21 protein-coding genes, 5 tRNA genes and 1 CRISPR repeat array are annotated in these 23,951 nt (G+C 51.1%); of the genes, 17 read left to right on the top strand and 9 right to left on the bottom strand.

Features of this window, described 5'->3' with window-relative positions:
* Positions 1-68: 68 nt before the first annotated feature.
* Positions 69-1,448 carry a DNA repair protein RadA gene (gene radA, locus LVJ83_RS09770; protein WP_244787733.1) on the bottom strand — a complete coding sequence of 460 codons (1,380 nt, stop codon included), beginning with the start codon at positions 1,446-1,448 and terminating at the stop codon, positions 69-71.
* Between the two features lie 480 nt (positions 1,449-1,928).
* Here radA and LVJ83_RS09765 point away from each other — a divergent pair, with 480 nt between their 5' ends.
* The 3 genes from LVJ83_RS09765 (at position 1,929) to LVJ83_RS09755 (ending at position 4,635) form a co-directional block, all read left to right on the top strand.
* Positions 1,929-2,612 (top strand): hypothetical protein, encoded by a 684-nt coding sequence (locus tag LVJ83_RS09765; protein WP_244784311.1) that lies wholly within the window; start codon positions 1,929-1,931, stop codon positions 2,610-2,612.
* Positions 2,613-3,121: 509 nt separating this feature from the next.
* Positions 3,122-4,009 carry an IS982 family transposase gene (locus tag LVJ83_RS09760; protein WP_244784310.1) on the top strand — a complete coding sequence of 296 codons (888 nt, stop codon included), beginning with the start codon at positions 3,122-3,124 and terminating at the stop codon, positions 4,007-4,009.
* Between the two features lie 5 nt (positions 4,010-4,014).
* Positions 4,015-4,635, top strand: a complete 621-nt coding sequence (locus LVJ83_RS09755; protein WP_244784309.1) for a site-specific integrase — start codon at positions 4,015-4,017, stop codon at positions 4,633-4,635.
* On the opposite strand, the gene LVJ83_RS09750 is transcribed toward LVJ83_RS09755, so the two are convergent.
* The 6 genes from LVJ83_RS09750 to pgsA all read right to left on the bottom strand — a co-directional run bounded on the left by LVJ83_RS09750 (position 4,595) and on the right by pgsA (position 5,891).
* A tRNA-Leu gene (locus LVJ83_RS09750) sits at positions 4,595-4,684 on the bottom strand. The genes LVJ83_RS09755 and LVJ83_RS09750 overlap by 41 nt on opposite strands.
* A gap of 150 nt (positions 4,685-4,834) precedes the next feature.
* Positions 4,835-4,908: transfer RNA gene (locus tag LVJ83_RS09745), tRNA-Cys, on the bottom strand.
* Positions 4,909-4,960: 52 nt separating this feature from the next.
* A tRNA-Gly gene (locus LVJ83_RS09740) sits at positions 4,961-5,036 on the bottom strand.
* Positions 5,037-5,057: 21 nt separating this feature from the next.
* Positions 5,058-5,133: transfer RNA gene (locus tag LVJ83_RS09735), tRNA-Gly, on the bottom strand.
* A gap of 28 nt (positions 5,134-5,161) precedes the next feature.
* Positions 5,162-5,237: transfer RNA gene (locus LVJ83_RS09730), tRNA-Gly, on the bottom strand.
* Positions 5,238-5,324: 87 nt separating this feature from the next.
* Positions 5,325-5,891: a CDP-diacylglycerol--glycerol-3-phosphate 3-phosphatidyltransferase gene (pgsA, locus tag LVJ83_RS09725; RefSeq protein WP_244784308.1), complete on the bottom strand. Its 567-nt coding sequence runs from the start codon at positions 5,889-5,891 to the stop codon at positions 5,325-5,327.
* A 725-nt stretch (positions 5,892-6,616) separates the two neighbouring features.
* Here pgsA and cas10 point away from each other — a divergent pair.
* The 8 genes from cas10 to LVJ83_RS09685 all read left to right on the top strand — a co-directional run bounded on the left by cas10 (position 6,617) and on the right by LVJ83_RS09685 (position 17,338).
* A complete protein-coding gene (cas10, locus tag LVJ83_RS09720) occupies positions 6,617-9,313 on the top strand; it encodes a type III-A CRISPR-associated protein Cas10/Csm1 (protein ID WP_244784307.1) in 2,697 nt (898 codons plus the stop codon).
* 4 nt (positions 9,314-9,317) lie between these two features.
* Positions 9,318-9,722 carry a type III-A CRISPR-associated protein Csm2 gene (csm2, locus tag LVJ83_RS09715; protein WP_244784306.1) on the top strand — a complete coding sequence of 135 codons (405 nt, stop codon included), beginning with the start codon at positions 9,318-9,320 and terminating at the stop codon, positions 9,720-9,722.
* A gap of 14 nt (positions 9,723-9,736) precedes the next feature.
* Positions 9,737-10,447: a type III-A CRISPR-associated RAMP protein Csm3 gene (gene csm3, locus LVJ83_RS09710; protein WP_244784305.1), complete on the top strand. Its 711-nt coding sequence runs from the start codon at positions 9,737-9,739 to the stop codon at positions 10,445-10,447.
* 4 nt (positions 10,448-10,451) lie between these two features.
* Positions 10,452-11,384, top strand: a complete 933-nt coding sequence (gene csm4 / locus LVJ83_RS09705; RefSeq protein ID WP_244784304.1) for a type III-A CRISPR-associated RAMP protein Csm4 — start codon at positions 10,452-10,454, stop codon at positions 11,382-11,384.
* Between the two features lie 60 nt (positions 11,385-11,444).
* The gene (locus tag LVJ83_RS09700; protein ID WP_244784303.1) at positions 11,445-13,088 is read left to right on the top strand and encodes an RAMP superfamily CRISPR-associated protein; all 1,644 of its coding nucleotides are present in this window, start codon (positions 11,445-11,447) and stop codon (positions 13,086-13,088) included.
* A 51-nt stretch (positions 13,089-13,139) separates the two neighbouring features.
* Complete coding sequence (gene cas6, locus LVJ83_RS09695) at positions 13,140-14,087, top strand: CRISPR system precrRNA processing endoribonuclease RAMP protein Cas6 (protein ID WP_244784302.1); 948 nt, start codon at positions 13,140-13,142, stop codon at positions 14,085-14,087.
* A gap of 85 nt (positions 14,088-14,172) precedes the next feature.
* A CRISPR array of direct repeats spans positions 14,173-16,320; the repeat unit is 36 nt; unit sequence ATTCAAAAAAAGCCCCATCAAATCGGGGATTAAGAC.
* A gap of 74 nt (positions 16,321-16,394) precedes the next feature.
* Complete coding sequence (locus tag LVJ83_RS09690; RefSeq protein ID WP_244784301.1) at positions 16,395-16,805, top strand: hypothetical protein; 411 nt, start codon at positions 16,395-16,397, stop codon at positions 16,803-16,805.
* A gap of 227 nt (positions 16,806-17,032) precedes the next feature.
* Positions 17,033-17,338 (top strand): hypothetical protein, encoded by a 306-nt coding sequence (locus tag LVJ83_RS09685; RefSeq protein ID WP_244784300.1) that lies wholly within the window; start codon positions 17,033-17,035, stop codon positions 17,336-17,338.
* Between the two features lie 32 nt (positions 17,339-17,370).
* Here the strand turns inward: LVJ83_RS09685 and LVJ83_RS09680 are convergent, their stop codons facing one another.
* On the bottom strand, positions 17,371-17,532 hold the full coding sequence (locus LVJ83_RS09680) for a hypothetical protein (RefSeq protein ID WP_244784299.1): 162 nt from the start codon (positions 17,530-17,532) through the stop codon (positions 17,371-17,373).
* 218 nt (positions 17,533-17,750) lie between these two features.
* Between LVJ83_RS09680 and LVJ83_RS09675 the strand changes: the two genes are divergently transcribed.
* The 6 genes from LVJ83_RS09675 to csm6 all read left to right on the top strand — a co-directional run bounded on the left by LVJ83_RS09675 (position 17,751) and on the right by csm6 (position 22,014).
* Entirely contained in the window at positions 17,751-18,029 is a 279-nt protein-coding gene (locus LVJ83_RS09675) for a CRISPR-associated endonuclease Cas2 (RefSeq protein ID WP_244784298.1), read from the top strand.
* A gap of 8 nt (positions 18,030-18,037) precedes the next feature.
* A complete protein-coding gene (gene cas1, locus LVJ83_RS09670; protein WP_244784297.1) occupies positions 18,038-19,045 on the top strand; it encodes a CRISPR-associated endonuclease Cas1 in 1,008 nt (335 codons plus the stop codon).
* Positions 19,023-19,298, top strand: a complete 276-nt coding sequence (gene cas2 / locus LVJ83_RS09665) for a CRISPR-associated endonuclease Cas2 (RefSeq protein ID WP_244784296.1) — start codon at positions 19,023-19,025, stop codon at positions 19,296-19,298. Before cas1 ends, cas2 begins: the two co-directional genes overlap by 23 nt.
* Before the next feature lie 120 nt (positions 19,299-19,418).
* Positions 19,419-19,709 carry a CRISPR-associated protein Csx16 gene (gene csx16, locus LVJ83_RS09660; protein ID WP_244784295.1) on the top strand — a complete coding sequence of 97 codons (291 nt, stop codon included), beginning with the start codon at positions 19,419-19,421 and terminating at the stop codon, positions 19,707-19,709.
* A gap of 30 nt (positions 19,710-19,739) precedes the next feature.
* Positions 19,740-20,888, top strand: a complete 1,149-nt coding sequence (locus LVJ83_RS09655) for a Card1-like endonuclease domain-containing protein (RefSeq protein WP_244784294.1) — start codon at positions 19,740-19,742, stop codon at positions 20,886-20,888.
* Positions 20,878-22,014, top strand: coding sequence for a CRISPR-associated ring nuclease Csm6 (gene csm6 / locus LVJ83_RS09650; protein WP_244784293.1), 1,137 nt, complete (start codon positions 20,878-20,880; stop codon positions 22,012-22,014). Before LVJ83_RS09655 ends, csm6 begins: the two co-directional genes overlap by 11 nt.
* Positions 22,015-22,113: 99 nt before the next feature.
* Here the strand turns inward: csm6 and uvrC are convergent, their stop codons facing one another.
* Positions 22,114-23,949, bottom strand: a complete 1,836-nt coding sequence (gene uvrC / locus LVJ83_RS09645; RefSeq protein ID WP_244784292.1) for an excinuclease ABC subunit UvrC — start codon at positions 23,947-23,949, stop codon at positions 22,114-22,116.
* Positions 23,950-23,951: the final 2 nt, after the last annotated feature.

Below are 23,951 nucleotides of genomic sequence, written 5' to 3'. Positions count from 1 at the left end.
GTGTTGTTTATGAGGGGATTGCAATGCCGAATGATTCGACGAATGTCATCGAACCGGGCGGCAGGGCTTTATTCTGGCGTATGGCGGCACACATCAACTGCTTCTTGCAGGCTGCTGACGCCGAAAATCTGCAAGCCGGGGTATTCTTTGGGATTGCGCGGCATATTGGCTTTGGGCACGATGGCGCGTTTGAAACCGAGTTTTTCCGCTTCTTTCAGCCGCTCTTGCCCGCGCGCCACCGGCCGCACTTCGCCGCTCAAACCGATTTCGCCGAATGCGACCATTTTTTCAGGCAACGGGCGGTTGCGGAAGCTGGAAAGCATGGCCAGAATAACCGCCAAGTCGGCTGCCGGCTCGTTGATTTTGACACCGCCCACCGCATTCAGAAATACATCTTGATCAAAACAGGCGATGCCGGCATGGCGGTTGAGCACCGCCAGCAGCATGGCGAGGCGGTTTTGCTCCAAGCCTACGGTAAGCCGTTTGGGCGTGAAGCCGTGGGCATCGTCTACCAGCGCCTGAATTTCCACCAACAGCGGGCGGCTGCCTTCTTGAGTCACCAATACGCACGAACCGGGCACATCGTCACGGTAGCTGGCCAGAAAAATCGCCGATGGGTTTGAGACGCCTTTCAAGCCGTGTTCGGTCATGGCAAACACCCCCAGCTCGTTGGCGGCGCCGAAGCGGTTTTTAATCGCACGTATCATGCGGTAATTGGAATGGGTGTCGCCCTCGAAATAAAGCACCGTATCCACCATATGCTCCAGCACGCGCGGGCCGGCGATGGCGCCGTCTTTGGTAACATGGCCGACCAGAATCATGCTGATACCCATCTGCTTGGCCATGCGGGTGAGCTGTGCGGCACATTCGCGCACTTGCGATACCGAGCCCGGCGCCGAAGTAATCTGATCGGAATACATGGTTTGAATCGAATCAATCACCACCACATCAGGCTCATGCTGTTTTAAGGCCGTCTGAATCGCTTCCATGCGGATTTCTGCCAATAGGTTGACGCCGTCGGGCTGCACTTCCAGGCGCTGCGCGCGCAAAGCCACTTGTTGCGCCGATTCTTCGCCCGACACATACAGCACCTTGCGGCTTTGTGCCATCAGCGCGATGGTTTGCAAAAGCAGGGTAGATTTGCCGATGCCCGGGTCGCCGCCGAGCAGAATCACCGCGCCGTTTACCAGGCCGCCGCCGAGCACCCGGTCAAGCTCGCCCATGCCGGTGGGATTGCGCGGCACTTCGGTGGCGGTGACTTCCGATAACGCCTGCACTTGCGATACATCTGCCGCCCACGATTGGAAACGCGCGTTTTTCGGCTCCGGCGCGGCCAGGCTTTCCTGCAAAGTGTTCCATTCGCCGCAATGCGGGCATTTTCCCTGCCATTTCGGCGTGGTGCCGCCGCATTCGCTGCATTGATAAATCGTTTTCGGTGCTTTTGCCATAATGAGAAAGGCCGTCTGAAAGCTTGAATTGTAACACGCCGCGATGGTTTCAGACGGCCTCACATTCGGGCAGTTGTCGGTGAAAAGTTGCGCATTCCCGTTAAAAAAGGCAATATCAAATAAACATGCATGCAGGTATGTTGAAGCGCGGCGGAAATTTGGGCAGGATACAAAGGCCGTCCGATACGCATTCACAAAAATAAGCTAACGCCTTGCCGTACTAATTACTAGTTGTACAGTCTTCGGCTCGCCTTGTCCGCTTGCTTTTGTGAATGGGTATAAGCAAATCAGGCGATAGGCCGCAGGTTATACAAACAGTGCAGAACCCTGCGAGTTCATTACGGGTGTGTTTTGCTTCTGAAAACGCATCTGCTGTGTTTTTTGCCCGGCATCTGCATTTCCAGGAGCAAAAATCCCCTCATCAACGACATATCAGGCTACCCTGATACGGCGCTTTAACAAATAACGAAAGGAACAATCATGAAACGCACCGCCATTTTATTTTTAGCAGCGGCAATCGGCCTTTCAGGTTGCGTGGTTTACGATGATTACGACGGCTACAACCGCGGCAGCTACCGCAGCGGTATTTATTACGATAACGGCGTGTATTACAACAACGGCGTGGCCTACAACCACGATTATTATTACCGCACCAACGATGCCTACCGCCGCATGAGCGAGCGCCAGCGCGCCATTTTTATCCGCGAACAACAGCAGCGGCTGGAACAGCAACGCCTCAACCAGCAGCGCGACCAAAACCGCCGTCGTGCGGAAGAGCTGCGCCGCCAAAATGAGCGCCAGCGCGAGCAGATGCAGCAGCGCCGGCGCTTTGAACAGCAACGCCAAGCCGATGAACGCCGCGAGCAGTTGCGCGAACGCCGGCGTGCCGAGCAGCAGCGCCAAAACAATCAGCGCAACGAACAAACCCGCCGTCAAAACGAGCGGCGCCGCGAGCAAATACAGCGTCAGGGTGAACAGCGCCGTGAGCAAATGCAACGGCAAAATGAGCAGCGTCGCGAGCAAATGCAACGCCAGAGCCAACAGCGCCGCGAACAGTTGCAAAACCAAAACCGCCAGCGCATGCAACAACAACGGATGCAGCAACCACGTGAAACACGACAGCCGGGACGGGAAAACAGCAGCCGCATTTTCCGCAGCCAGTAAGAAGCGTTTGCAAAATTTCTGCTAAAGCAGCAGAAATCGTTCGGTTAACGCTATTCCGGTTTGCGCCGGAATGGTTGAGTGATTGGGTATTTGTGCTGAAAAAGTATTTTACCAAGCGCTCAGTCATACTGATTCATCAAGTAAGCGAACAAGAGGAGCCGAAGATAGTAGAGATAACATGAGCCGGTGGACTTAATGTCTTAGTGCCTCAACGAAACCGCTTTTCTTCGAGCTGAGGCGAGCCAACGCGGTTAGTTTATTGTTGTGAATGGGTAGTGAAGCGCAATAATCGAGTATTAACGGGTGCTGTTGTTGGGAGGGTTGAATCTGCCGCAACTATTTAATTTATAACAAAAAAGGATGTCTGAAAGTGAAAAAGTGTTTCAGACGGCCTTTTTATATATGTTTATTTAACGTGAGTTCGGGATAAGAAGATTCCAAAAAAGAGAAGCCGACTTGTAGTAAGCTGCTGTTTGCACACAAACAAAAAAACCACAAGAAGGCCTCTCATGGATTATCTTACCGAACTTTTCTGTCTCGTGGACGATTTTTGCAAAACATTCGAACCGAAATTTAATCAACAACGCATTTCACACCAAGCAAACAAAAAAATCCGACAGCGCAAAGCCTCCGTCAGCACAGCAGAAATCATGACCGTTTGGATTTATTTCCACCAAATCCGCTATCGCCATTTCAAAACCTATTATCTCTTCCAAATCAAACGCATGCTCAGCCAGGCATTTCCCAATATGCCCTCCTACAACCGCTTTGTCGAATTGGCACAACGCACCATCATCCCCTTTTCCGCCTTTCTCAAAACACAAATGGGCCAATGCAGCGGCATCAGCTTTGTCGACTCCACCGCTTTAGCCGTTTGCCATAACCGCCGCATCCCGACCCACCGTGTTTTTGCAGGCAGCGCCCGGCGCGGTAAAAGCAGTATGGGTTGGTTCTACGGCTTCAAACTCCATGCCCTTATCAACCATCAAGGCGCACTTGTCGATGTCCGGTTAACCCCGGGTAACGTCAACGACCGCCATGCTTGGAAAGATATGGCGGCCTCATTGTGGAGCATTGTTGTCGGCGACAAGGGCTATTTGGGTAAGGAGCTGACTCAATGGCTGCAAAACGAATATGGCATTCGTTTGGTAACGGGGAAGAAAAAGAATATGAAACAAAAGGATAAAATACCTTTTGAGCCGGGGTTTCTGCAAAAGCGCGGTGTGATCGAGTCGGTATTTGATGAGTTGAAAAACCTTTGCCAAATAGAGCATACACGGCACCGTTCTTATACAGGTTTCTTGCTGAATTTGATTTCGGGCTTGGTTGCGTATTGCTTGATGCCGTTTAAGCCGGGAGTAAAAATCAGTGCCGCCGGCTTGCCCGCTAGGGGATAGGAAACGTGCTGGCTTATCCCGAACTCACGTTATTTAGCCTGAACACGGGGCTGAGACAAAGAAATGTACTGGATTTAAAGTGGCAGCAACTTGATCTTGCCCGTAAGGTGGCGTGGTATCACTCTGATGAAATGAAGGCCGGTCAGGCTTTGGGAGTTGCATTAAATGATACGGCGATGGAAGTCATTAGGCGGCAAGTTGGAAAACATCCGATTTATGTTTTTGTAAATAAGCGGAAAAACCCGATTCAGGAAATTAATAGCCGGTACTGGAAAGAATCGTTGTTAAAGGCTGGCATTGAAAATTTTACCTGGCATGATTTGCGGCACACATGGGCGAGCTGGCTGGTGCAGCGGGGGATACCACTTCGTGTTTTGCAAGGGATGGGTGGCTGGAAAACACTTTCGATGGTTCAGCGTTATGCGCATTTGGCACCGGAGCATTTGCACCCGCATGCTCAGATGTTGGAGAGTGTTGTGACGGCTGTTGGCACAGAATTGGCACAATGCAAAAATCCGGCTCACATTTTGGAGCCGGACAGTAGAGGAAAGGAGGTTGAAATAGCTAATAAAAACAGTGTTTTGTTGGTGCCCGGAGCCGGAATCGAACCGGCACGGGGTGTTTAGCCCCGACGGATTTTAAGTCCGTTGTGTCTACCTATTTCACCATCCGGGCGATATCTTTAAAACCCGGCAGACCGTGGTTTTAAAGATATTCAACTGGAGGCGGGGGCTCGGATTTTAACCGGCCTGTATAAGGGTTGCACCCCTTATCGCATAAACACTCTGCCACCCCGCCATGAAGAAAACGTATGCTGCTGTATTGTGGAGGCGGAAGTCGGAATCGAACCGGCGTACACGGCTTTGCAGGCCGCTGCATAACCACTCTGCCATTCCGCCTTTGGAACTTGTAAAACAAGCCGTTTTAGTGGTGTAAACGGCTTGGTGTTTTTGGAGCGGGAAACGAGTCTCGAACTCGCGACCTCAACCTTGGCAAGGTTGCGCTCTACCAACTGAGCTATTCCCGCGTGAGTTCAAATGCAAGATGTTGGAGCGGGAAACGAGTCTCGAACTCGCGACCTCAACCTTGGCAAGGTTGCGCTCTACCAACTGAGCTATTCCCGCATCGGAATTACATTTGAAACATAAACTGTGGAGCGGGAAACGAGTCTCGAACTCGCGACCTCAACCTTGGCAAGGTTGCGCTCTACCAACTGAGCTATTCCCGCTTGGGCTTGCTTGATTGCATTGCTGTATCAACAAGAGAACGCCATTATAGTGCGTAGAAATTTACTGTCAAGCCTTTTGGCGGAAAATTATTGCCGGAATTCTTTCCAGGCCATTTTCAAGTAATAGAACATCGACCAGATGGTGAGCACGGAGGCCAGAAACATCAATATGTTACCGATAAAAATCAAATCGAGGCCGTGAAAATCACGCAAGCTGATGAGGAGCAGCAAAATGGCGACCATCTGAGCGGTGGTTTTGAATTTGCCGATGGTGGCTACTGCCACACTACCGCGTTTTCCCATTTGCGCCATCCATTCGCGCAGGGCGGAAATGGTAATTTCGCGGCCGATGATAATCATGGCGAAGATGGCATAGGTGCGGCCGACACTCACAAGCAGAATCAGAGCGACGGCAACCATTAATTTATCGGCAACCGGATCAAGAAAAGCGCCAAAATCAGAGGTTTGTTTCCACAGCCGGGCAAGAAAGCCGTCAAACCAATCGGTAACCGCGGCGGCGGCAAAAATCACGGCGGCTGTCCAGTTGACGGTTTGCGGGTCAAGCCAGCCCGCAGGCAGATAAAATAAGACGGTGAACACCGGAATCAGCAACACGCGCATCCAGGTAAGGAAAATCGGGATATTCCACGGCATAATCGGCGGGGCTTTCTTTGTGTGGTGGTTTGTGTTCCGACGGTATGGGTAAGCGGCTGATTTTTTTAGGGCGTGCTGTTTTGATACTAAAAGCGGGCAGCTTCCGTAAGGCCGTCTGAATCAATGGTAGATATTATAACGAATTTGTGACGGCGCTTGGAAATGTTTATGGTGAGGCCGTCTGAAGCGGGGATGATTCTATAACCTTGTATTTACCATCCAAATGCAACAAGCAGATACAGATAAGGCGGCCGTAAGTCAATTTTCGTCATATAGAAATATGCGCTAAGAAAGATTATCAAAGCATATCAATTTTGAAGGCAGCGCTGCGACAATTTTACGTGAATCCACACGGCACTACATGTAAAACTATAGTATCTGCATCTTAAAAGGCAAGCTTTACTTCCAGAACTTTATACCCTTGTGGTAATGGAGAATGAATGAAAACAGTAATGGCTGCTGTGGGATATTTTCTTCTGAAGTAGCGGGATATAGGTTGGTGGAGTGATGATTATATTCAGTTGGTCGTGAAGAGAATTAATTTACATCTATGCAGGTGCTTAACCCGGCACGCTGCTTATGAGGCTTTTAAAAAAACATTGCACTTGGTTTCATTATTCAAGCGAGAAACAAATTTGTGTGTCTATGCAAAATATTTATTGCATGTATGTAATACAAAAAAGTTCCAAATATTAATATAATTTAACCTTGGTTAAGGAGGGGTTATGCATAATGCAACAGCAAAGGTGGCATTTGCCGCTTATTTGCATGATTTGGGCAAATTTGCTGAACGTGCCCGACTGGAAGTGCCGGATGAAAAATTGCAAACACATATCCAGCTTTATTGCCCGGTAAGATTTGCCGATGGCAAGCCGACCGGTCATTATACCCACAAACACGCTGCCTACACTGCCTTAGCTTGGGATATTTTGGAGAAACACGCGCCGGATTTAGTGCGTGGCGATATGTATCCCTTTGCTTCCCGTCAAGGCGGGGAAGACAAAACCGATTCTCTGCTCAATGCCTCGGCGATGCATCACAAACCCGACACATTTTTGCAGTGGATTATCGCCACGGCTGATCGGGTTGCATCCGGCTTTGAGCGGGAAGAATTTGAGCGTTACAACCAAGCCGATGATAATGCCGAATCGGCCGCGGGCTTGAAAACCGGCAAAAATCATTATCAGGCACGCCTGTTGACTTTATTTGAGCAAGTCGGCTTGAAGGCTGGCGGCAAACCGAGTGCGAATGCCGATTTAGCCTATTGCTACCCGCTCAAATCCCTATCGCCGGAAAGCATTTTCCCACAAAAAAGGGAAAAGATTGAGCCGTCTGAAAACCGGCCTGCCCAACAAGAATACCGTGAATTATGGCAGGCGTTTTTACAAGGCTTGGAAGAGATTCCGGCAACCCACCGCAGCAATTGGCATTTATGGCTAGACCATTTTGATACTTTATGGCAGAGCTATACCCAAGCTATTCCGGCGGCAACTGCTTTCGGTGTCAAACCCGAAGTATCGCTTTACGACCATAGTAAAACCACCGCTGCTCTTGCCGCCGCCTTGTGGCGTTGGCATGAGGCAGCCAGGCAAACCGATGAAGCTGCTGCTGCGGCCTTGAAAAGTCGCAGTGATTGGGACGAGCAAAAGATTTTGTTGATTCAGGGCGATTTTTTCGGTATTCAGAATTTTATTTTTGCATCCGGCAGCCAAACCAACAAGCATGCCGCCAAGCTGCTGCGCGGGCGCTCATTCCAAGTGTCGCTGTTTGCCGAGCTGGCCGCGTTGAAAGTGTTGCGCGCTTGCGACTTGCCGCCCACCTCGCAGATTCTCAATGCCGCCGGCAAATTTATGATTGTGGCGCCGAATACAGCCAAAGTGCGTGAGGCAGTTGAGAAAGTGCGTGTTGATATCAATCAGTGGTTTTTACAGCACAGCTACGGTCAAGTAGCGCTCGGCTTAGCCACTCAAGCAGCAAGCTGCAATGACTTTGTCAATAAAGAAGGCTTCAAAGCGCTGATGAAACAATCATTCGAAGTGCTGGAGCAAGCTAAATTACAGCGTTTTGATTTGACCGCATCCGCCGCTACCGTACTCAGTGCTGATTACCATTTGGGTGTGTGCTGTTACAACCAGCAACTGCCCGGCGAAGAGTTGGACGATAACGGCAACGTAGTGGCGCGGCTGTCGCGAGATCAAATCTATCTCGGCAGCGAACTGGTTCGGAAAGACCGCTTGATGGTGCTGGAACATGGCGACAGCATTACAGACAGCAACGCCACCCGTAAACTGTCTTTGCCGTTGTTTGACTTTACTGTTGCCTTCACCGAAGAGCAAGAAATCAGCGGCAAATTTGGTGCACAGGCCAAGGATGGCAGCTTGTTACGCTTTTGGGATTTCAGTTTGCCGGGCAATACCGAAAGGCCGGACAATACCAAAAGCAACTTGTGGCAAGGCTATGCCCGCCGCTACATCAATGCTTATGTGCCCCGATTCAGCGAAGGCGATAGCTGGCTGGAAGGAAAATATACGGTTATCAAAGAAGCAGCAGACAGTGGCGAAGTGCAGCCAGGCAACCCGAAAACCTTCAGCCATTTGGCGTGCGAAGAACGACACAGTGAAGACGGCCAAAGCTTTATCGGTAAAGTGGCCATTGCTACGCTCAAAGGCGATGTCGATAACCTCGGCAGTATTTTCCAGCAAGGATTAAGCGAGCCTACATTTGCCAAAATGGCCGCCTTATCACGACAGATGAACCACTTTTTCAGCCTGTGGCTGCCGGCTTGTTGTGCCGAGAAATACCCCAATACCTACACCGTGTTTGCCGGCGGCGATGATTTCTTCCTTATCGGCCCATGGCTGAAAATACAGCAGTTGGCAGCCGAGATGCATGCGTGCTTCAGCGAATATGTAGCAGGCAATAAGGGCATCACGTTCAGCGCAGGTATTGCTGTTACCAAGCCCGACCTGCCGTTAGCTAAATTATCGGCTTACGCAGAAGAAGCGCTGGAAGCTGCCAAAAACAACCAATATAAGCATGAAGGCAAAGCGTGTCTGAAAAACAGCATTTGCGTATACAGCCAAGCTGTGGCATGGCCGCAATGGGCCCCTATTCAGACGGCCTCAGCGCGTATCGATGAGCTGAAACAAAGCTACGGTTTGAGCACCGGCTTTATCTACAGCATGTTGCAATTCAGCGAGCAGGCAGAGAAGGCTGCCAAAGGCGACGTAGCCGCCAGCATGTGGCGCAGCCGTTTTGCCTACCGCACCCGCCGCTATGTCAACGACAACAAGCACATCGGCGATAAAAACAACGCCTATAAACAGCTTACCGAAGCTTTTTACCAAAACGGCATTGAAAAACTGGGCGCAAAATACCGCATTGCGCTGTTTAACCACTTTTACCTACTGAGAGCGAGATAACGAAATGAACTTGAAACGCATCGAATTAAACACATTGCAAGCCGATATTTTCAGCGACGTTGCCAAAGAGGCAGCCGAGCATATCAGCCCGAGAGCGAATGATCGCGGCAGAGTGGCCGATGTCAACAAATCCACCCAACTGCGCAAATTCTACGACGAATTGGCCATGTGGCACGACAAAGTGTTTCAGGCAGCCTCACGCGGCGAAGCTTATCAAAATGCCGCCCCGTTTATCCAGATGCTGAAAGCCAAGGCCGCCTATTCGCAAGGGCGGGGGCATGTGGATGGCAATTTTGTCGCCGTATTCAACCAGATTATCAGTCAAATCAACAGCGCCGATACCCTCAAAAACGCCAAACTCTTTTTTGAAGCCGTGCTCGGTTTCCGCAAAGCCAACGAACAGAAATAACTGGAGAAAACATCATGCAACTGAAGAAAATCGACATCCTGGAAGCCAAACTGGTTTTGCAAACCGGCCTGCACATCGGCGCGGGCGACAGCGAAATCCATATCGGCGGCATCGACAATAGCGTCATCAAACACCCCGTCAGCGGCGAGCCGTATATCCCCGGCAGCAGCCTCAAAGGCAAAATCCGCAGCCTGCTCGAATGGAAAAGCGGCGCCGTGCAAGAAGCACCATTGGGCAAAAAAGAATACGACAGCGCAAAGGATGAAGAACAAACCGCCATCAAACAGATTCTGCAACTGTTCGGCATCAGCGGCGACACCCAAAGCGAAGACTTTCAAAAAGAAATCGGCCACACCCGCGTATCCTTTTGGGATTGCGCCCTCAATAAAGACTATGCCGAGCGTCTGCGCAGCGACAACCTGCCGTTTACCGAAGCCAAAAGCGAAAACCGTATCAACCGCATTGCCGGCACGGCAGAACACCCGCGCCAAACCGAGCGCGTGCCGGCCGGTGCCGAATTCGACTTCAAGCTCACCATCAAACAATTCGACAACGATGGCGAAGATTTGCTCAAGACCCTGCTGAAAGGCTTGAAGCTGCTTGAGCTCGACAGCCTCGGTGGTTCCGGCTCGCGTGGCTACGGCAAAGTGGCTTTTGAAGCCCTCACATTAAACGGCGAAGACATCAGCGCAGACTTTGATCAAACCCAACCCTTTGCGAAATAAAGCCATGCAAGCCTACCAACTCACCCTCCGCCCCGAAACCGCCTTCGGCACCCCGCTGGTGGGCGATACCCTGTTTGGGCAGATTTGCTGGGGCATTGTCGAGCAATACGGCGAAGCCCTATTAGAAAGCTGCCTGCAAGGCTACACCAAAGGCAGCCCCTTTCTCGTGGTATCTGATGCCTTTCCGAAAGGTTATGTGCCGCTGCCGACTCTGCCGTCTGCCTATTGGCAGCAAGGTGAAGAAACCGATCGCAAAAAGCTGAAAAAGCGCCAATGGCTGCCCGAAAGCGCATTAGGCGAACCGAGCCGCCGCTGGCAAATGAAGGCCAAAAGCAGTAACGATCTGGTGCCTGAGCTCATCAGCCGCCACAGCCAGCCGCACAACAGCCTCAACCGCCAAACCCACACCACCGGAGCAGGCACCGGGTTTGCTCCATACGAAAGCGAACAAATCTGGTATGCCGCAGGGCACGAATGGCAGATTTACCTGCTGTTGGACGAAGGCCGTCTGAACGCGGCGCAATTGCAGCAAGTGCTGACCAATATCGGCTTGAGCGGCTACGGGCGTGATGCCAGCACAGGCTTGGGCAAATTCAGCATCATCGCCCTAGAAAAAACCGCCCTGTTTGAGCAACGCAGCGGCAATGCTGTCTTCACCCTTGCCGCCAGTTGCCCGCAAGGTTTGGGCTATGATGCTGCACACAGCTATTACCACACCCAAACTCGCTTCGGCCGCCACGGCAACATCCAGGCCACCGCCGGGCAGCCGTTTAAACAGCCGGTGTTGATGGCACAAACCGGCGCCGTATTCAGCGGCACACCTTCAGGCAAACATAATGTCGGGCAGGGGATAACGGGTATTTCCCAAAGCCAGCCGCAAGCCGTACAACAAGGCTACGCCCCTGCCTTAAGCTTTGACCTGGAGCAGGCCAATTAACCAAACCACCAGACAACCCGGGCAAGCGCCGTTTTCAGACGGCCTGCCGCCCGATTTGCTATGGAGCGCAACATGCCGCAAGCCTTTTTACAGCATTACCAACTCTTTCTGACCCCGCTCTCACCGCTGCATCTGGGCAGCGGCGAAGACTACGAACCGACCAATTATGTGATTGAAGACGGCGCACTGTATGCATTCGATCCGTCGCAAGCCGCACTCACCCCCTTGCAGCGCAACGAATTGCTGGAAACCGCCAAACGCGGCGACATCTTTGCCATTCAACGCTACTTCAAAAAACACGGCAGCGTGTTTGCCGATTGCGCCCATAACGTTGTGGGCGTCAGCCGCGCTTTGGCAGACAACTACCAAGAGAAGCTGGGTCAGGTAGCCAATCGCGAGCGCAGCGGTAATAAGGTTGGCAACAACTTTACTATCGAGCGCACCGCCATCAATCCGCACAACCACCGGCCCTATATTCCCGGTAGTGCTTTCAAGGGCTGTTTGCGCACCGCCGTGCTGGAGCGCCTTAGCGACGGCAATCTGTCTAGAGAGCGTATTGATCAGCGCAATGCCATACGTTATGAAAGCAACCTCTTGGGCAGCTTTGCTTCAGACGGCCTGCGCCTGCTTAAAACTGCCGATTTTATGCCGCAAGGCCTAGTGGCCACCCAAATCCAATATGCCACCCAAATCCAATATGCCACCAACCACAAAAAGCAAAAAGTGGTCAAAGACGGCCAAGTTGTACGAGCCAAAGGCGTTACCGGCCGCCGCGAAACCATCCAACACGGGCAATACCGAGCTTTTGTCGCTGATTGCACTCTGCAGCAATTGTTGCTGGCGCACAAACCCCATATCAAGCAGCCCGACAAAAGCCTGCCAAGAAAACCTGTGCAGCCCAAAAGCCTGCAACAGCTTGCCCTAGATGCCAATCGTTATCACATCTTGCGCTTTGAAGCCGAAAATAAGATCCTCGCCGATCAAGAGCTGGTTGACCCAGCATGGCTGCAACACACCCGTATGCTACTGGCTGAGCTGATGCCGCAGCTTAATCGTGGAAACATCATGCTGGTGCGGCTAGGAAAGCACGGCGGAGCTGAAAGCAAAACTATCAGCGGTCTTGCACAAACCAAAACTGTTTGGCTCGCTGCCCAAGCAGCGGGCGAAACCCATGGCCTGCTGCCGTTTGGCTGGGCGCTAATCGAAATCGACCCGCAAAGCGAAAACAATGCCCTACAAGACTGGTGCCGTCAAAATAGTAGTCATCTGCACGACATTCAGGCTATTCAAAGCAAGCTGGCTGGGCGTAAGCAGGCCGCCGCCGCTAAAGCCGCTGCTTTGAGGGCAGAAGCCGAAGCCGCCGAACAGGCCCGCATTGCCGAGGCACAGGCCGAACAGGCCGCTGCCGCACAGCGCGCTGCCGAGCTTGAAGCCATGAACCCCACCGAGCGTCTGATTGCCGACTGGGAAGAGCGACTGCAACAATTCGACTTCGATAGCCGCAACGATGTCGCTAACAGTGCTTTTTTCAACCAAATGAAAACCGCCTTCGAGCAAGCTGTCAAAGAGTTTGACGACAACAGCAAGCAGCAAATTGCCGCTGCTTTCTCGTTTAAAAAGCTCGAAGTTATCAAACGCGGATTTTTTGTCGGTAAGCGCGAAAAAGAAATCAAAGCCATTCTGCGCCAATTGCGCGGCGAATAAAGGCCGTTTGAAACCCGCCGGCAAACAGGCGGTCAAAACAAGGAAAACGTTATGAACCCGCAAAACCCGCTCAACCTGCCTGCCGAGTTGCCCATTGCCCGCTACCGTTTTCAATTCATGCTCGATAGCGATCTGAAGCTGCCCGAATATGCCGGCTCCACCCTGCGCGGCGTGTTTGGCCACGCCCTGCGCCGCGCCGCCTGCATGACCCGCCAAAAAGAATGCAGCGGCTGCCCCCTGCTCGAAAGCTGCCCCTACACCCGCATCTTCGCCGCCCCGGCCAGCAGCAGCCTCAACCGCAGCCAGCAGCAAACGCCACCGCAGCCCTACATTATCGAAGCCCCCGAAGACGGCCGCCGCCATTATGCTGCCGGCGAACCTTTCAGCTTTGATATAGTACTGCTCGGCAGAGCCAGACAACAGCTGCCCCTGATTGCCCACGCTTTCGATAGAGCATTCCAGCGTGGTATTGGTGCCACTTGGGGGCAAGGCCGTCTGAACGACATCCACATCGAAACCCCAAAAAACTGGCAGAGTATCTATTCAGACGGCCATATCCTTCCCCATTCCGATAGTCTACCGCTGCCGCAAGCTTATCCCGAGCAGTGTACTCTTCGTATTCGCACTCCTATGCGTCTGCAAAGTCAAGGCAGCGTATTGGGTATCCACCGCATCAAGGCCGACATTTTGCTACGCCAACTGATGCGGCGCGTATCCACTATTGCAGCCACCCACTGGCAGCAACCGATAAATGCCGATTTCGGCCGTCTGAGCGCCGCCGCCGCCGAAGTCGGCAGCTGCCCGCAACTGCAATGGCGCGACTGGAACCGCTATTCCAACCGCCAGCAGCGCGAAATGACCCTCGGTGGCATTACCGGCACTTGGCAGCTTCAAGATTTGCCGCTAGAATTCTCCCAATTGCTGCATATCGGCCAATGGCTGCATATCGGCAAAGAAACCGTATTCGGCCTTGGTCGTTACGAGTTAAGCAGAGGTTAAATTATGATTAGCTTTGTTAAGGCAGAAAATATTGGAAACAGTGTTTGCAATATTCTGATTAACAAGAGGAAAATAAACGCCTGCTATTCAAAAAAAGCCCCATCAAATCGGGGATTAAGACTGAATATGCGCCTCTTCATTTGTATAGCCTAGCATTCAAAAAAAGCCCCATCAAATCGGGGATTAAGACGCTCAAACTCACCCGCATCAAGCGCATCAGTAGCATTCAAAAAAAGCCCCATCAAATCGGGGATTAAGACCAGTAGGCATCATCTCTTTTGTCGGTGGTAACGGATTCAAAAAAAGCCCCATCAAATCGGGGATTAAGACCTTTTAGACATGGTATAAATCCTTTCATCCATTAAATTCAAAAAAAGCCCCATCAAATCGGGGATTAAGACAGTTAAATGACAATTTCTGCGCGCCAACTCGTTGAGGAGAATTCAAAAAAAGCCCCATCAAATCGGGGATTAAGACTGCTGCATCTACTGCACGTTCAAATTCTTCATTCATTCAAAAAAAGCCCCATCAAATCGGGGATTAAGACGCCGTCTGATATGACATCACAACGCAGCTTGGTATTCAAAAAAAGCCCCATCAAATCGGGGATTAAGACGAAAAGAGGGCATTCCGAATTGTTAAGGAACGAGGATTCAAAAAAAGCCCCATCAAATCGGGGATTAAGACGTCATCGGGCAAACCAACAAGTTTCGGGAAGAAATTCAAAAAAAGCCCCATCAAATCGGGGATTAAGACCAGGCACAGTAGCAGTACTATTATTGCGTTCGTCATTCAAAAAAAGCCCCATCAAATCGGGGATTAAGACGTACATCTTGGGATTATTAAAATACTGAAATTCATTCAAAAAAAGCCCCATCAAATCGGGGATTAAGACTTAAAAATTTTTCGCAATTTTCTGATTGATAACCATTCAAAAAAAGCCCCATCAAATCGGGGATTAAGACCGATATAATCAACTGCCAGAGAGCTTGATTTAGCGTATTCAAAAAAAGCCCCATCAAATCGGGGATTAAGACGGTTTAAAGACAACTGGCAGCGTATGTCGTATCATTCAAAAAAAGCCCCATCAAATCGGGGATTAAGACGACAGACCCATCTGAATATCGGGTAGAGAGCTGGAATTCAAAAAAAGCCCCATCAAATCGGGGATTAAGACGTGGTGATGCTGACCCTAACTGTGATGAAGATGCATTCAAAAAAAGCCCCATCAAATCGGGGATTAAGACTTTCTCTTCGATACGCAGGTTCGGATAGTTAAGATTCAAAAAAAGCCCCATCAAATCGGGGATTAAGACTTTTTAGCGAGACTCGCTTTTAAAATTTCTAGTCATTCAAAAAAAGCCCCATCAAATCGGGGATTAAGACGCAACGGGCTGCCTGTGATTGACGCTACCGCTGCATTCAAAAAAAGCCCCATCAAATCGGGGATTAAGACACCACAATCAACGCGATTATGCAGGTTACGGATTCAAAAAAAGCCCCATCAAATCGGGGATTAAGACATACGATTTAGATGTCTAGTGTATAATGTGTTAAATTCAAAAAAAGCCCCATCAAATCGGGGATTAAGACATAGCCCTCCGCTTCTTTCGATGAAGGCGTAAAATTCAAAAAAAGCCCCATCAAATCGGGGATTAAGACATCGGGTGATGATATTACCTTCCATGTGCTTGTAATTCAAAAAAAGCCCCATCAAATCGGGGATTAAGACTGTCCTGCCACCCATCTTTGTTGCGCCATATGAATTCAAAAAAAGCCCCATCAAATCGGGGATTAAGACTCTCGGCGGTACTCTGGTACTTCATGTGATACATTCAAAAAAAGCCCCATCAAATCGGGGATTAAGACCCAGCTGCGTGTGCAGGCTGCACTGGCCCCGTCGATTCAAAAAAAGCCCCATCAAATCGGGGATTAAGACTGTCCTGCCACCCATCTTTGTTGCGCCATATGAATTCAAAAAAAGCCCCATCAAATCGGGGATTAAGACTGCCAGCAGTGGACAATTCGGTAAACGAAATCTATTCAAAAAACGAAATCTATTCAAAAAAAGCCCCATCAAATCGGGGATTAAGACTGTTCACCCAAAAATTGTAATTGGATAAGCTTGATTCAAAAAAAGCCCCATCAAATCGGGGATTAAGACGGGTGGCTGGCGGTTTGTGCTTCTAAATCTATTGATTCAAAAAAGCCCCATCAAATCGGGGATTAAGACATCGACTGAAAGGCATAGACAGGTAGTGCGGATTATGTCAAATTTGCACCACTTGAATTTGAAAGGAAATACCGATGTTGAAATCATTCCGCATGTTTGAATCGCAAGAAGATTGGGATGCGCAAACTGCTGATACGCAGGAAAAACTGAAGCAAAATTCAGGATTTTCCGATTTGGCGGCATTTGGCGCAAAGCTGCTGTTTGACCGCATTACCGAACGGCCTGAAGCCTATGCCGAGTTTGGCGTGTATTGGTTTGCCGTGAAAGATGTGATGGCTCGCCACGGTTACCATTTCGGTGACACGATGGATGAAGAAATGCTGGCAGAATATCGCGGCAAAACCGATGTGCACACATTGATTGCGGCAGAAAAATTCAAAGAGTTTTACCGTGAAAACTATTTTGAAAACACCACGCATTTCACGCTTGAGCAAGATGGTCGCGAGTGGGTTTTGAACGACCCTGAAATGGCCGCGCGGGTATAATTATAGAAACGGCAATTAAATAATTGAATTTTTTAAATCAATCTAATTGTTTTAAAAAGAAATTAACAAAAGATTTTTAGAATTAAAATTGCCGAATCTATAGTAACACGATAAATGCCGTAATCGTTTGTTTAGGATGCAGCAATATCATTAAAAATAAAAACAAGACGTATTGTTATTACTTGTATTATTCATGCTGCATACTTGATGCAAATATGGTTGCGGCCATGAATGAGGCAATGGGCACAAACTTACCAACCAACGATTATTTCCCAGATAGCGCCTTTTACGACAGGGCTGCTCAATACATTTATTTTTCTCAAAATGTCTCTATGGAAGAGGCAAACGAGCATATGGGTTCACTTTACGAGATGTTGAGTCCAATACCTTATGAAAAATATGTGATTGTAAATTCAAAAAAGCCCCATCAAATCGGGGACTCAGACATAATCTGCTGGATTTGTTGCGATGGACGCACCGCGCTATTTGGGTTATGCGGGCAAATGAAGGCGGCAAATAAACAGGCCGTCTGAAAATTCAGACGGCCTGTTGGGAAAAGCCGGCATCAGCCCGGATGGATATTGAAGAGAATCATAAAAACCACCAAGGCTGCTATTACCAAAAACAGTAAAAACAGTAAAAACAGGCGACTAAGCATCGTAATTATCATGCTGATTGCGCCGTTTACCATGGCAAAGAAACGTTCGGTTTCAGATTGTTCACCCATTGCAGTATCCTGAGAATGGAAAATGGCAAAAGAACTTAAAGTCAATATTATTATGGCTGCCTAAGGCAAGTAAGCAAGAGTTTTGAACGTATCCGACAGGCTGCCGGCGGAATAGGCGGCAAGGTGGGTTCAAAAAAAGCCTCATTAAATCGGGGATAGGATGGTTGAGGCTATCTGAAAATTTCTTCAATTGAGTCTTGCTGAAGCGGGAGTATGGTATGGCTAAAAGGCATTTGTATTTGTTTGCTTATGATATCGGCGATTGCTGTGTGCAGCGGCAGGTGCGCGGGATTTTGCGGGGCTATGCGGTAGGGGGGCAGAAATCTTTATTTGAGTGTTGGCTTACGCAAGGAGAGCTGGAGGATTTGTGTGTGCGACTGCCGTTGATGTTGGCACCGACCGACCGGTTGCAGGTGGTGCGGCTGGATGAGCGGGTAACGCCGTTGTTGTTGGGGTGTGCAAAAAGTATGGCTTACGAGCCGTTTGTGATTGGATAGGGGGCGGGATGACGACATTGTTTATTGATCGCAAGGGGTTAATGCTGCGGGTGGATGGGGCGGCGTTGGCGTTTTATGATGAAGATGTGCGGATGGGTACGGTGCCGTTACGGGTGTTGGAGCGGGTGTGTATCCGCGGGGATTTGCAGCTTTCGGCTTCGGTGTTGGGCAAGTTGGGGGAGCAGGGTGCGGGGGTGGTGGTGTTGAGCGGGCGTAAGCGGGCGCCGGTGTTGTTGATGCCGAGTTTGCGGGTGGATGCACGCCGGCGCTTGGTGCAGTTTGCGCTGGCGGCTCAGTCGGATTTCTGCTTGCTGATGGCTAGGGATTGGGTGGCGGAAAAATTGCGGGGGCAGTTGGCGTGTTTGGATAAGCTGTCGGCGAAAAACGAAACGGTGCGTAGGCGTTTGCAGGCGGATGTTGAGGTGGTGGTGCGGGCGGCGGCGCAAGTGGAAGATGTGCCGGATGGGGCGGTGTTGCGTGGCTTGGAGGGGGTGGCAGCGGCGCATTATTTTGCGGCTTTGGCCAAGGTGTTGCCGGATTCGCTGGGTTTTCGGGGGCGCAACCGCAGGCCGCCGAGAGATGCATTTAATGTGGTATTGTCGTTGGGGTATACGTTGCTGCATTTTGAGCTGGTGCGCCAGATTTATCTGACGGGGTTGGATCCTTTTGTGGGTTTTTATCATGAGCCGGCGCATGGGCGTGAGTCACTGGCGAGTGATTTGTTGGAGCCGCTGCGGCCGCTTTATGATGAATGGGCGGTGGATTTGTTTGCAGAAGGTGTGATGCGGCCGGAGGATTTTTCGATGCGTGGGGAGGCTTGTATGATGGGTAAAGCGGGGCGGCTGCGGTTTTATGCGGCGTTTGAGTCGGCGGCGAAGGGGTGGCGGCCGCTGATGTATCGGGCGTGTATGGATTTGCTGGCGGCTTTGGGGGCGGCAAGGGGTGAAACGGAAGGTTTTGAGCCGTCTGAAATGTTGTTGTTGGAGCGGCAGGATGCGGTGGCTGATTGCGTATGATGTGGCGAAGCCGGCACGTTTGCAGCGGGTGTATCGTTGGTTGTGCGGCCACGCGTTGCCGCTGCAAAACAGTGTGTTTCTGCTGGTGGGGGAGCAGGCGGATTTAGAACGCTGTATAGCGGGCTTGCTGCCGTTTCTGGATAAGCGGGCAGATGATGTGCGGGTGTATCCGCTGCCTAAGGGTGGTTTATGCAAGGCTTTGGGGGCAGATTGTGTGCCTGAGGGGGTGTGGTTGGCGGGGGTGGTTGGTTGAATCGCTATTTTGTTTCAGACGGCTTGGAAGGGGTGTAGCAGTGCAAACACAATTTTGTGCGGCTGTTAAGTGGTAGGGAATAGGGATAATATGTGTTTTTAGTCGTTTTAGGGGATAATAGTGATTTATTTTGTGTCGCGCCATGAGGGGGCTGTTGAGTGGATAAAACAGCAGCCGCAATGGCAGGTGGATTGTTTTGTGCGCCATTTGGATCCGGCTGTGGTGCAACCGGGCGATGTGGTATTGGGTACGCTGCCGCTGCACTTGGCGGCGGAAGTGTGCGCACGTGGTGCCGCGTTTTATTTTTTGACTTTGGCGCAAACGGAAGCGGGCCGCGGCTCGGAGTATTCGGTTAATGATATGCTGCGTTTGGGCTGTGCTTTGCAGCGCTTTGAGGTGCAGGCTTTGTAAAGGCCGTCTGAAAGAAAAGGGAGAGTGATAATGAAGAAATTTGATGTGCATGTGTGTTTGGTGTCGGATCAGGCAGTGCCGAATTTTGTGCCGGTATTGGATAGGGATTTCCGCCCGCAAGAGGTGGTGCTGTTGGTAACGGAGCGAATGCGGGCTAAAGCGGAAGTGTTGGCCAAGGTGTTGAGTGAGCGCTGCGGGGTGCGAGTGCGGCAGCTTGAGGTGGCGGATGCGTATGATATGGCAAAGGTGGGCGAGCAGGTGTTTGAACTGCTGTGTGATGTGGATAAGGAGCAGGTGGCGTTGAATGTGACCGGCGGTACCAAGCTGATGGCGATTGCAGCTTACGGTATGTTTAAGGATGCGGGTTATCCGGCATTTTATTTTACTGCCGACAGCAATGAGGTGTTGCTGCTGGAGGGTAGTGAGCGTGTGCAGCTTCAGCCGCCGAAAATCAAAATCGAGGATTATCTGAAGCTGCATGGTTATCCGGTGCGCGGGGAAATACAAAACCGTTTGCAAAAACCGCAGTGTCAGCCGTTTGTGGAAGAGCTGGTGCGCGCTCACGGCTCCTTGGCTGATGAGTTGAGCGCATTGAATTTTGCGATTTCCGAGGCTGTGCAGAAGAATGTGCAGAAGAATAAACAGGCGTTGGTCTGTGCTGCCCCTAAAAGCCACAATATGCAAAACATGGCGCACTTGCTGTCTTTGTTGGAGCAATATGATTTGGCGGAGCAGAAAGGGGAGAAGCTGCATTTTGCTGATTTGGAAGCCCGCCAATATGTGGGTGGCGGCTGGTTTGAGGATTATGTGTTTCAGACGGTTAAATCTCTGCCGGGGGTGCAAGATGTGGCGTTGAATGTGCAGATTGAAAATGCTAAGGCCGACAGTCGCCAGCATAATGAGTTGGATGTGGTGGTGTTGGCGGATAATGTGTTGCATGTGATTGAATGTAAAACAGCGAATTTTACCCGTTCGGAAGCGAAGGCGGAAGAGGCGTTGTATAAGCTGGAATCACTGAAAAAATTGGGCGGCTTGCGCACGCGGGCGATGTTGGTGTCGTATCGAGAGCTGTTGGCGCAGTCGCGCGACCGTGCCCGTGGGGCGCAGATAGATGTGATTGAGCAAAAGGATTTGAAAGGAATGAAAACGTTGTTGGAGAAATGGCTGCATGGTCGATAAACGGAAAATCCTCGTGGCGGTAACAGGCATGTCGCCGCAAATTGTGACTGAAACGCTGTATGCGCTGCACACGCAACATCAATGGCTGCCTGAGGAAATCCATGTGCTGACCACGCAGACGGGGGCAGAGAATATTGTTGGCTCGTTGTTGGGCGATAATGGTTTTTTCGGGCGCTTGTGTGCGGAATATGCGTTGCCGTCTATCCGGTTTGATGCCGGTTGTATTCATGTGATTAAGGACAATCGGGGTGAGCCGTTGGCGGATATCCGTTCGCCGGAGGAAAATAATCTGGCGGCTGATCAGATTGTGCGCTTTATCCATGATTTGTGTGCGGATGAGCAAACCGAGCTGCATGTGTCGATTGCGGGCGGGCGTAAGTCGATGGGGTTTTATATCGGCTATGCGTTATCCTTGTTCGGCCGCCGGCAGGATCGTTTGTCGCATGTGTTGGTGGAAGAAGCATTCGAGCAAAACCGCGAGTTTTTCTACCCGCCTCAGCAGAGTAAAATGTTGAGTACGCCGCGGGGTATGCGTGATGCGGCCGAGGCTCAGGTGATGCTGGCAGATATTCCGTTTGTGCGGATGCGTGAGGGCATGCCGAAGCTGGTATTGGCTGACGGTTGGAGCTTTTCGCAGGCGGTGGCGGTAACGCAAAAAGATTTGGCAGATTTTCATTTGGTGATTGACTGCCGCAGCTTGCGTATTCTATGTGGTGATGCTGAACCGATTAAGCTGACGGAGCGTGAATTCAGCTTTTATCTGGCGATGGCTGAATTTAGGATAATGGGGAAGGCTTTGGTGCGGCAGAAAAGCATGAATGATGATGCTGAATTGCTAAAGCGGCGTTATTGGCATTATTACCGGCAATTGAAGGAAAGTTTGAGGGTAAGGCAGTTGGGCGATATGCAATGTTTGGAAAAAAGATTTGGTGATTTGGATATTCAGGAAATCTGGAAAGAAGTGCCGACCCGGATTAAAAACAAGCTTACCAAGTATTTGTGTGATTATGCCAAATATTATGAAATTGAGAGCTCCGGCTGCAAAAACCGTAAACAATATTGTTTGGCCGTAGAGCCGGAAAAAATTGAGATTCATTATGGTGAAATCAAACGGTTTGAAGGTTAACGGGTATTAAAGGTGTTTGGCCGTCTGAAAGAGCTGCTTTCAGACGGCCTTTTTATATGGCAGAAGAAAAAACATTTATGCTATATGGCCGGCAGGCTTTTAATGCAGATGCCGGTAAATCTTTTCGGCTAAGGCATCGCTGATGCCTTCTACTTGGGCCAGATCTTCGATGCTGGCGGCGGTAACGCCGCGCAGGCCGCCGAAGCGGGTGAGCAGGGCTTGGCGGCGTTTGCTGCCGATGCCGGGAATTTCGCTTAAGGATGAGGTAACGCGGGCTTTGTCGCGTTTTTTGCGGTGGCCGGTGATGGCGAAGCGGTGGGATTCGTCGCGCACGGTTTGTAAGAGGTGCAGGGCGGGGCTGTTGGGCGGCAGGCGGAAGGTTTCGCCGCTGAACGGCAGTATCAGCTCTTCCAGCCCGGCTTTGCGTTCGGGGCCTTTGGCGATGCCGATGATGGGGATGGTGAGCCCGAGCTCTTGCCACACGTCTACGGCCATGCCGACTTGGCCTTTGCCGCCGTCTATCAATACGGCGTCGGGCCATTTTACTGCTTCGCCGTTGGCTTGGGCTTCGGCCATTTTGCCGTAGCGGCGGGTGAGTACTTCGCGCATGGCGGCATAGTCGTCGCCGGCTTTGGCCGTGGTGATGTTGTAGCGGCGGTATTGCGAGGGTTGGATATTTTGTTCGTCATAGACCACGCAGCTGGCGATGGTGGCTTCGCCTTGGGTGTGGCTGATGTCGAAGCATTCCAGCCGTTGCAGGCCGTCTGAATCCATGTTGAGCACGCGCGCCAGATCATCGATGCGTTGCTGTTGGTTGTTGTGTTGCAAGCGGTGTTGGTTGATGGCTAGGCGGGCGTTTTGTTCGGCCATTTTCAGCCATATTTTGCGCTCGCCGATGGTTTTGGTGACAAACTGCATGTGTTTGCCGTGTTCGGAAATCAGCGCTTCTTGCAGGCTTTCGGGCAGGGGGAAGTTGCTGATGATGATGTCGGGTTTGCTTTTGCCGAGGTAGTGTTGGGCGACAAAGGCTTCGGCGTATTCTTGCGCCTGCGGGTCGGGGTCGTGGCGCACGTCGGGGAAAAAGCTTTTGTCGCCCACATGCCGCCCGCCGCGGATGCTCACCCAGTGGATGCACACGGTGCCGCTTTCTAATGCTAAGGCGAGAATGTCGATATCGTTGGGGTTGTTTGGGTTTTTGCTGTCGATGAATTGTTGGCTCTGCACGAGACCGAGGGCTTGGATTTGGTCGCGGTAACGGGCGGCTTCTTCGAATTGCAGTGCGGCAGCGGCCTGCTGCATTTTGTGGTGCAGGGTTTGGGTGAGCTCGCCGGTTTTGCCGTTGAGAAAGGTAACGGCTTCATTGACGCTGGCTTGATAATCTTTGTGGCTGATGTGGCCGACGCAGGGGCCGGAGCAGCGGCGGATTTGGTAGAGCAGGCAGGCGCGGTCGCGGTTGGCGAACACGCTGTCTTCACAGGTGCGCAGGCGGAACACTTTTTGCAGAATTTGAATGCTGTCGCGCACGGCATAGCCGTTGGGGTAGGGGCCGAAATATTGGTTGGGCTTTTTGAGCGTGCCGCGATAATAGGCCATCTGCGGGCATTCGTGGCCGGTGAGCATCAGGTAGGGATAGCTTTTGTCGTCGCGAAACAGAATATTGTATTTCGGCGACAGCGCTTTGATGAAGTTGTTTTCCAGAATCAGCGCTTCGGCCTCGCTGCGGGTAACGGTGGTTTCGACCGAATGCACTTGCTTCACCATCAGGGTGATGCGCGGGGAATGGTCGTTTTTTTGAAAATAGCTGGCCACGCGCCGCTTGAGGTTGACGGCTTTGCCGACATAGAGCACGTTGCCGCTTTTGTCGAGCATGCGGTATACGCCCGGCAGGTTGGGCAGGTTTTTCAGGAAAATATCGATATCAAAAGCTGGGTTCACGG

This window comes from Uruburuella testudinis, from assembly GCF_022870865.1.
Lineage (GTDB): Bacteria > Pseudomonadota > Gammaproteobacteria > Burkholderiales > Neisseriaceae > Neisseria > Neisseria testudinis.
Note: the sequence above shows the minus strand (reverse complement) of the source record. Positions and strands in the feature narration are given on the sequence as shown.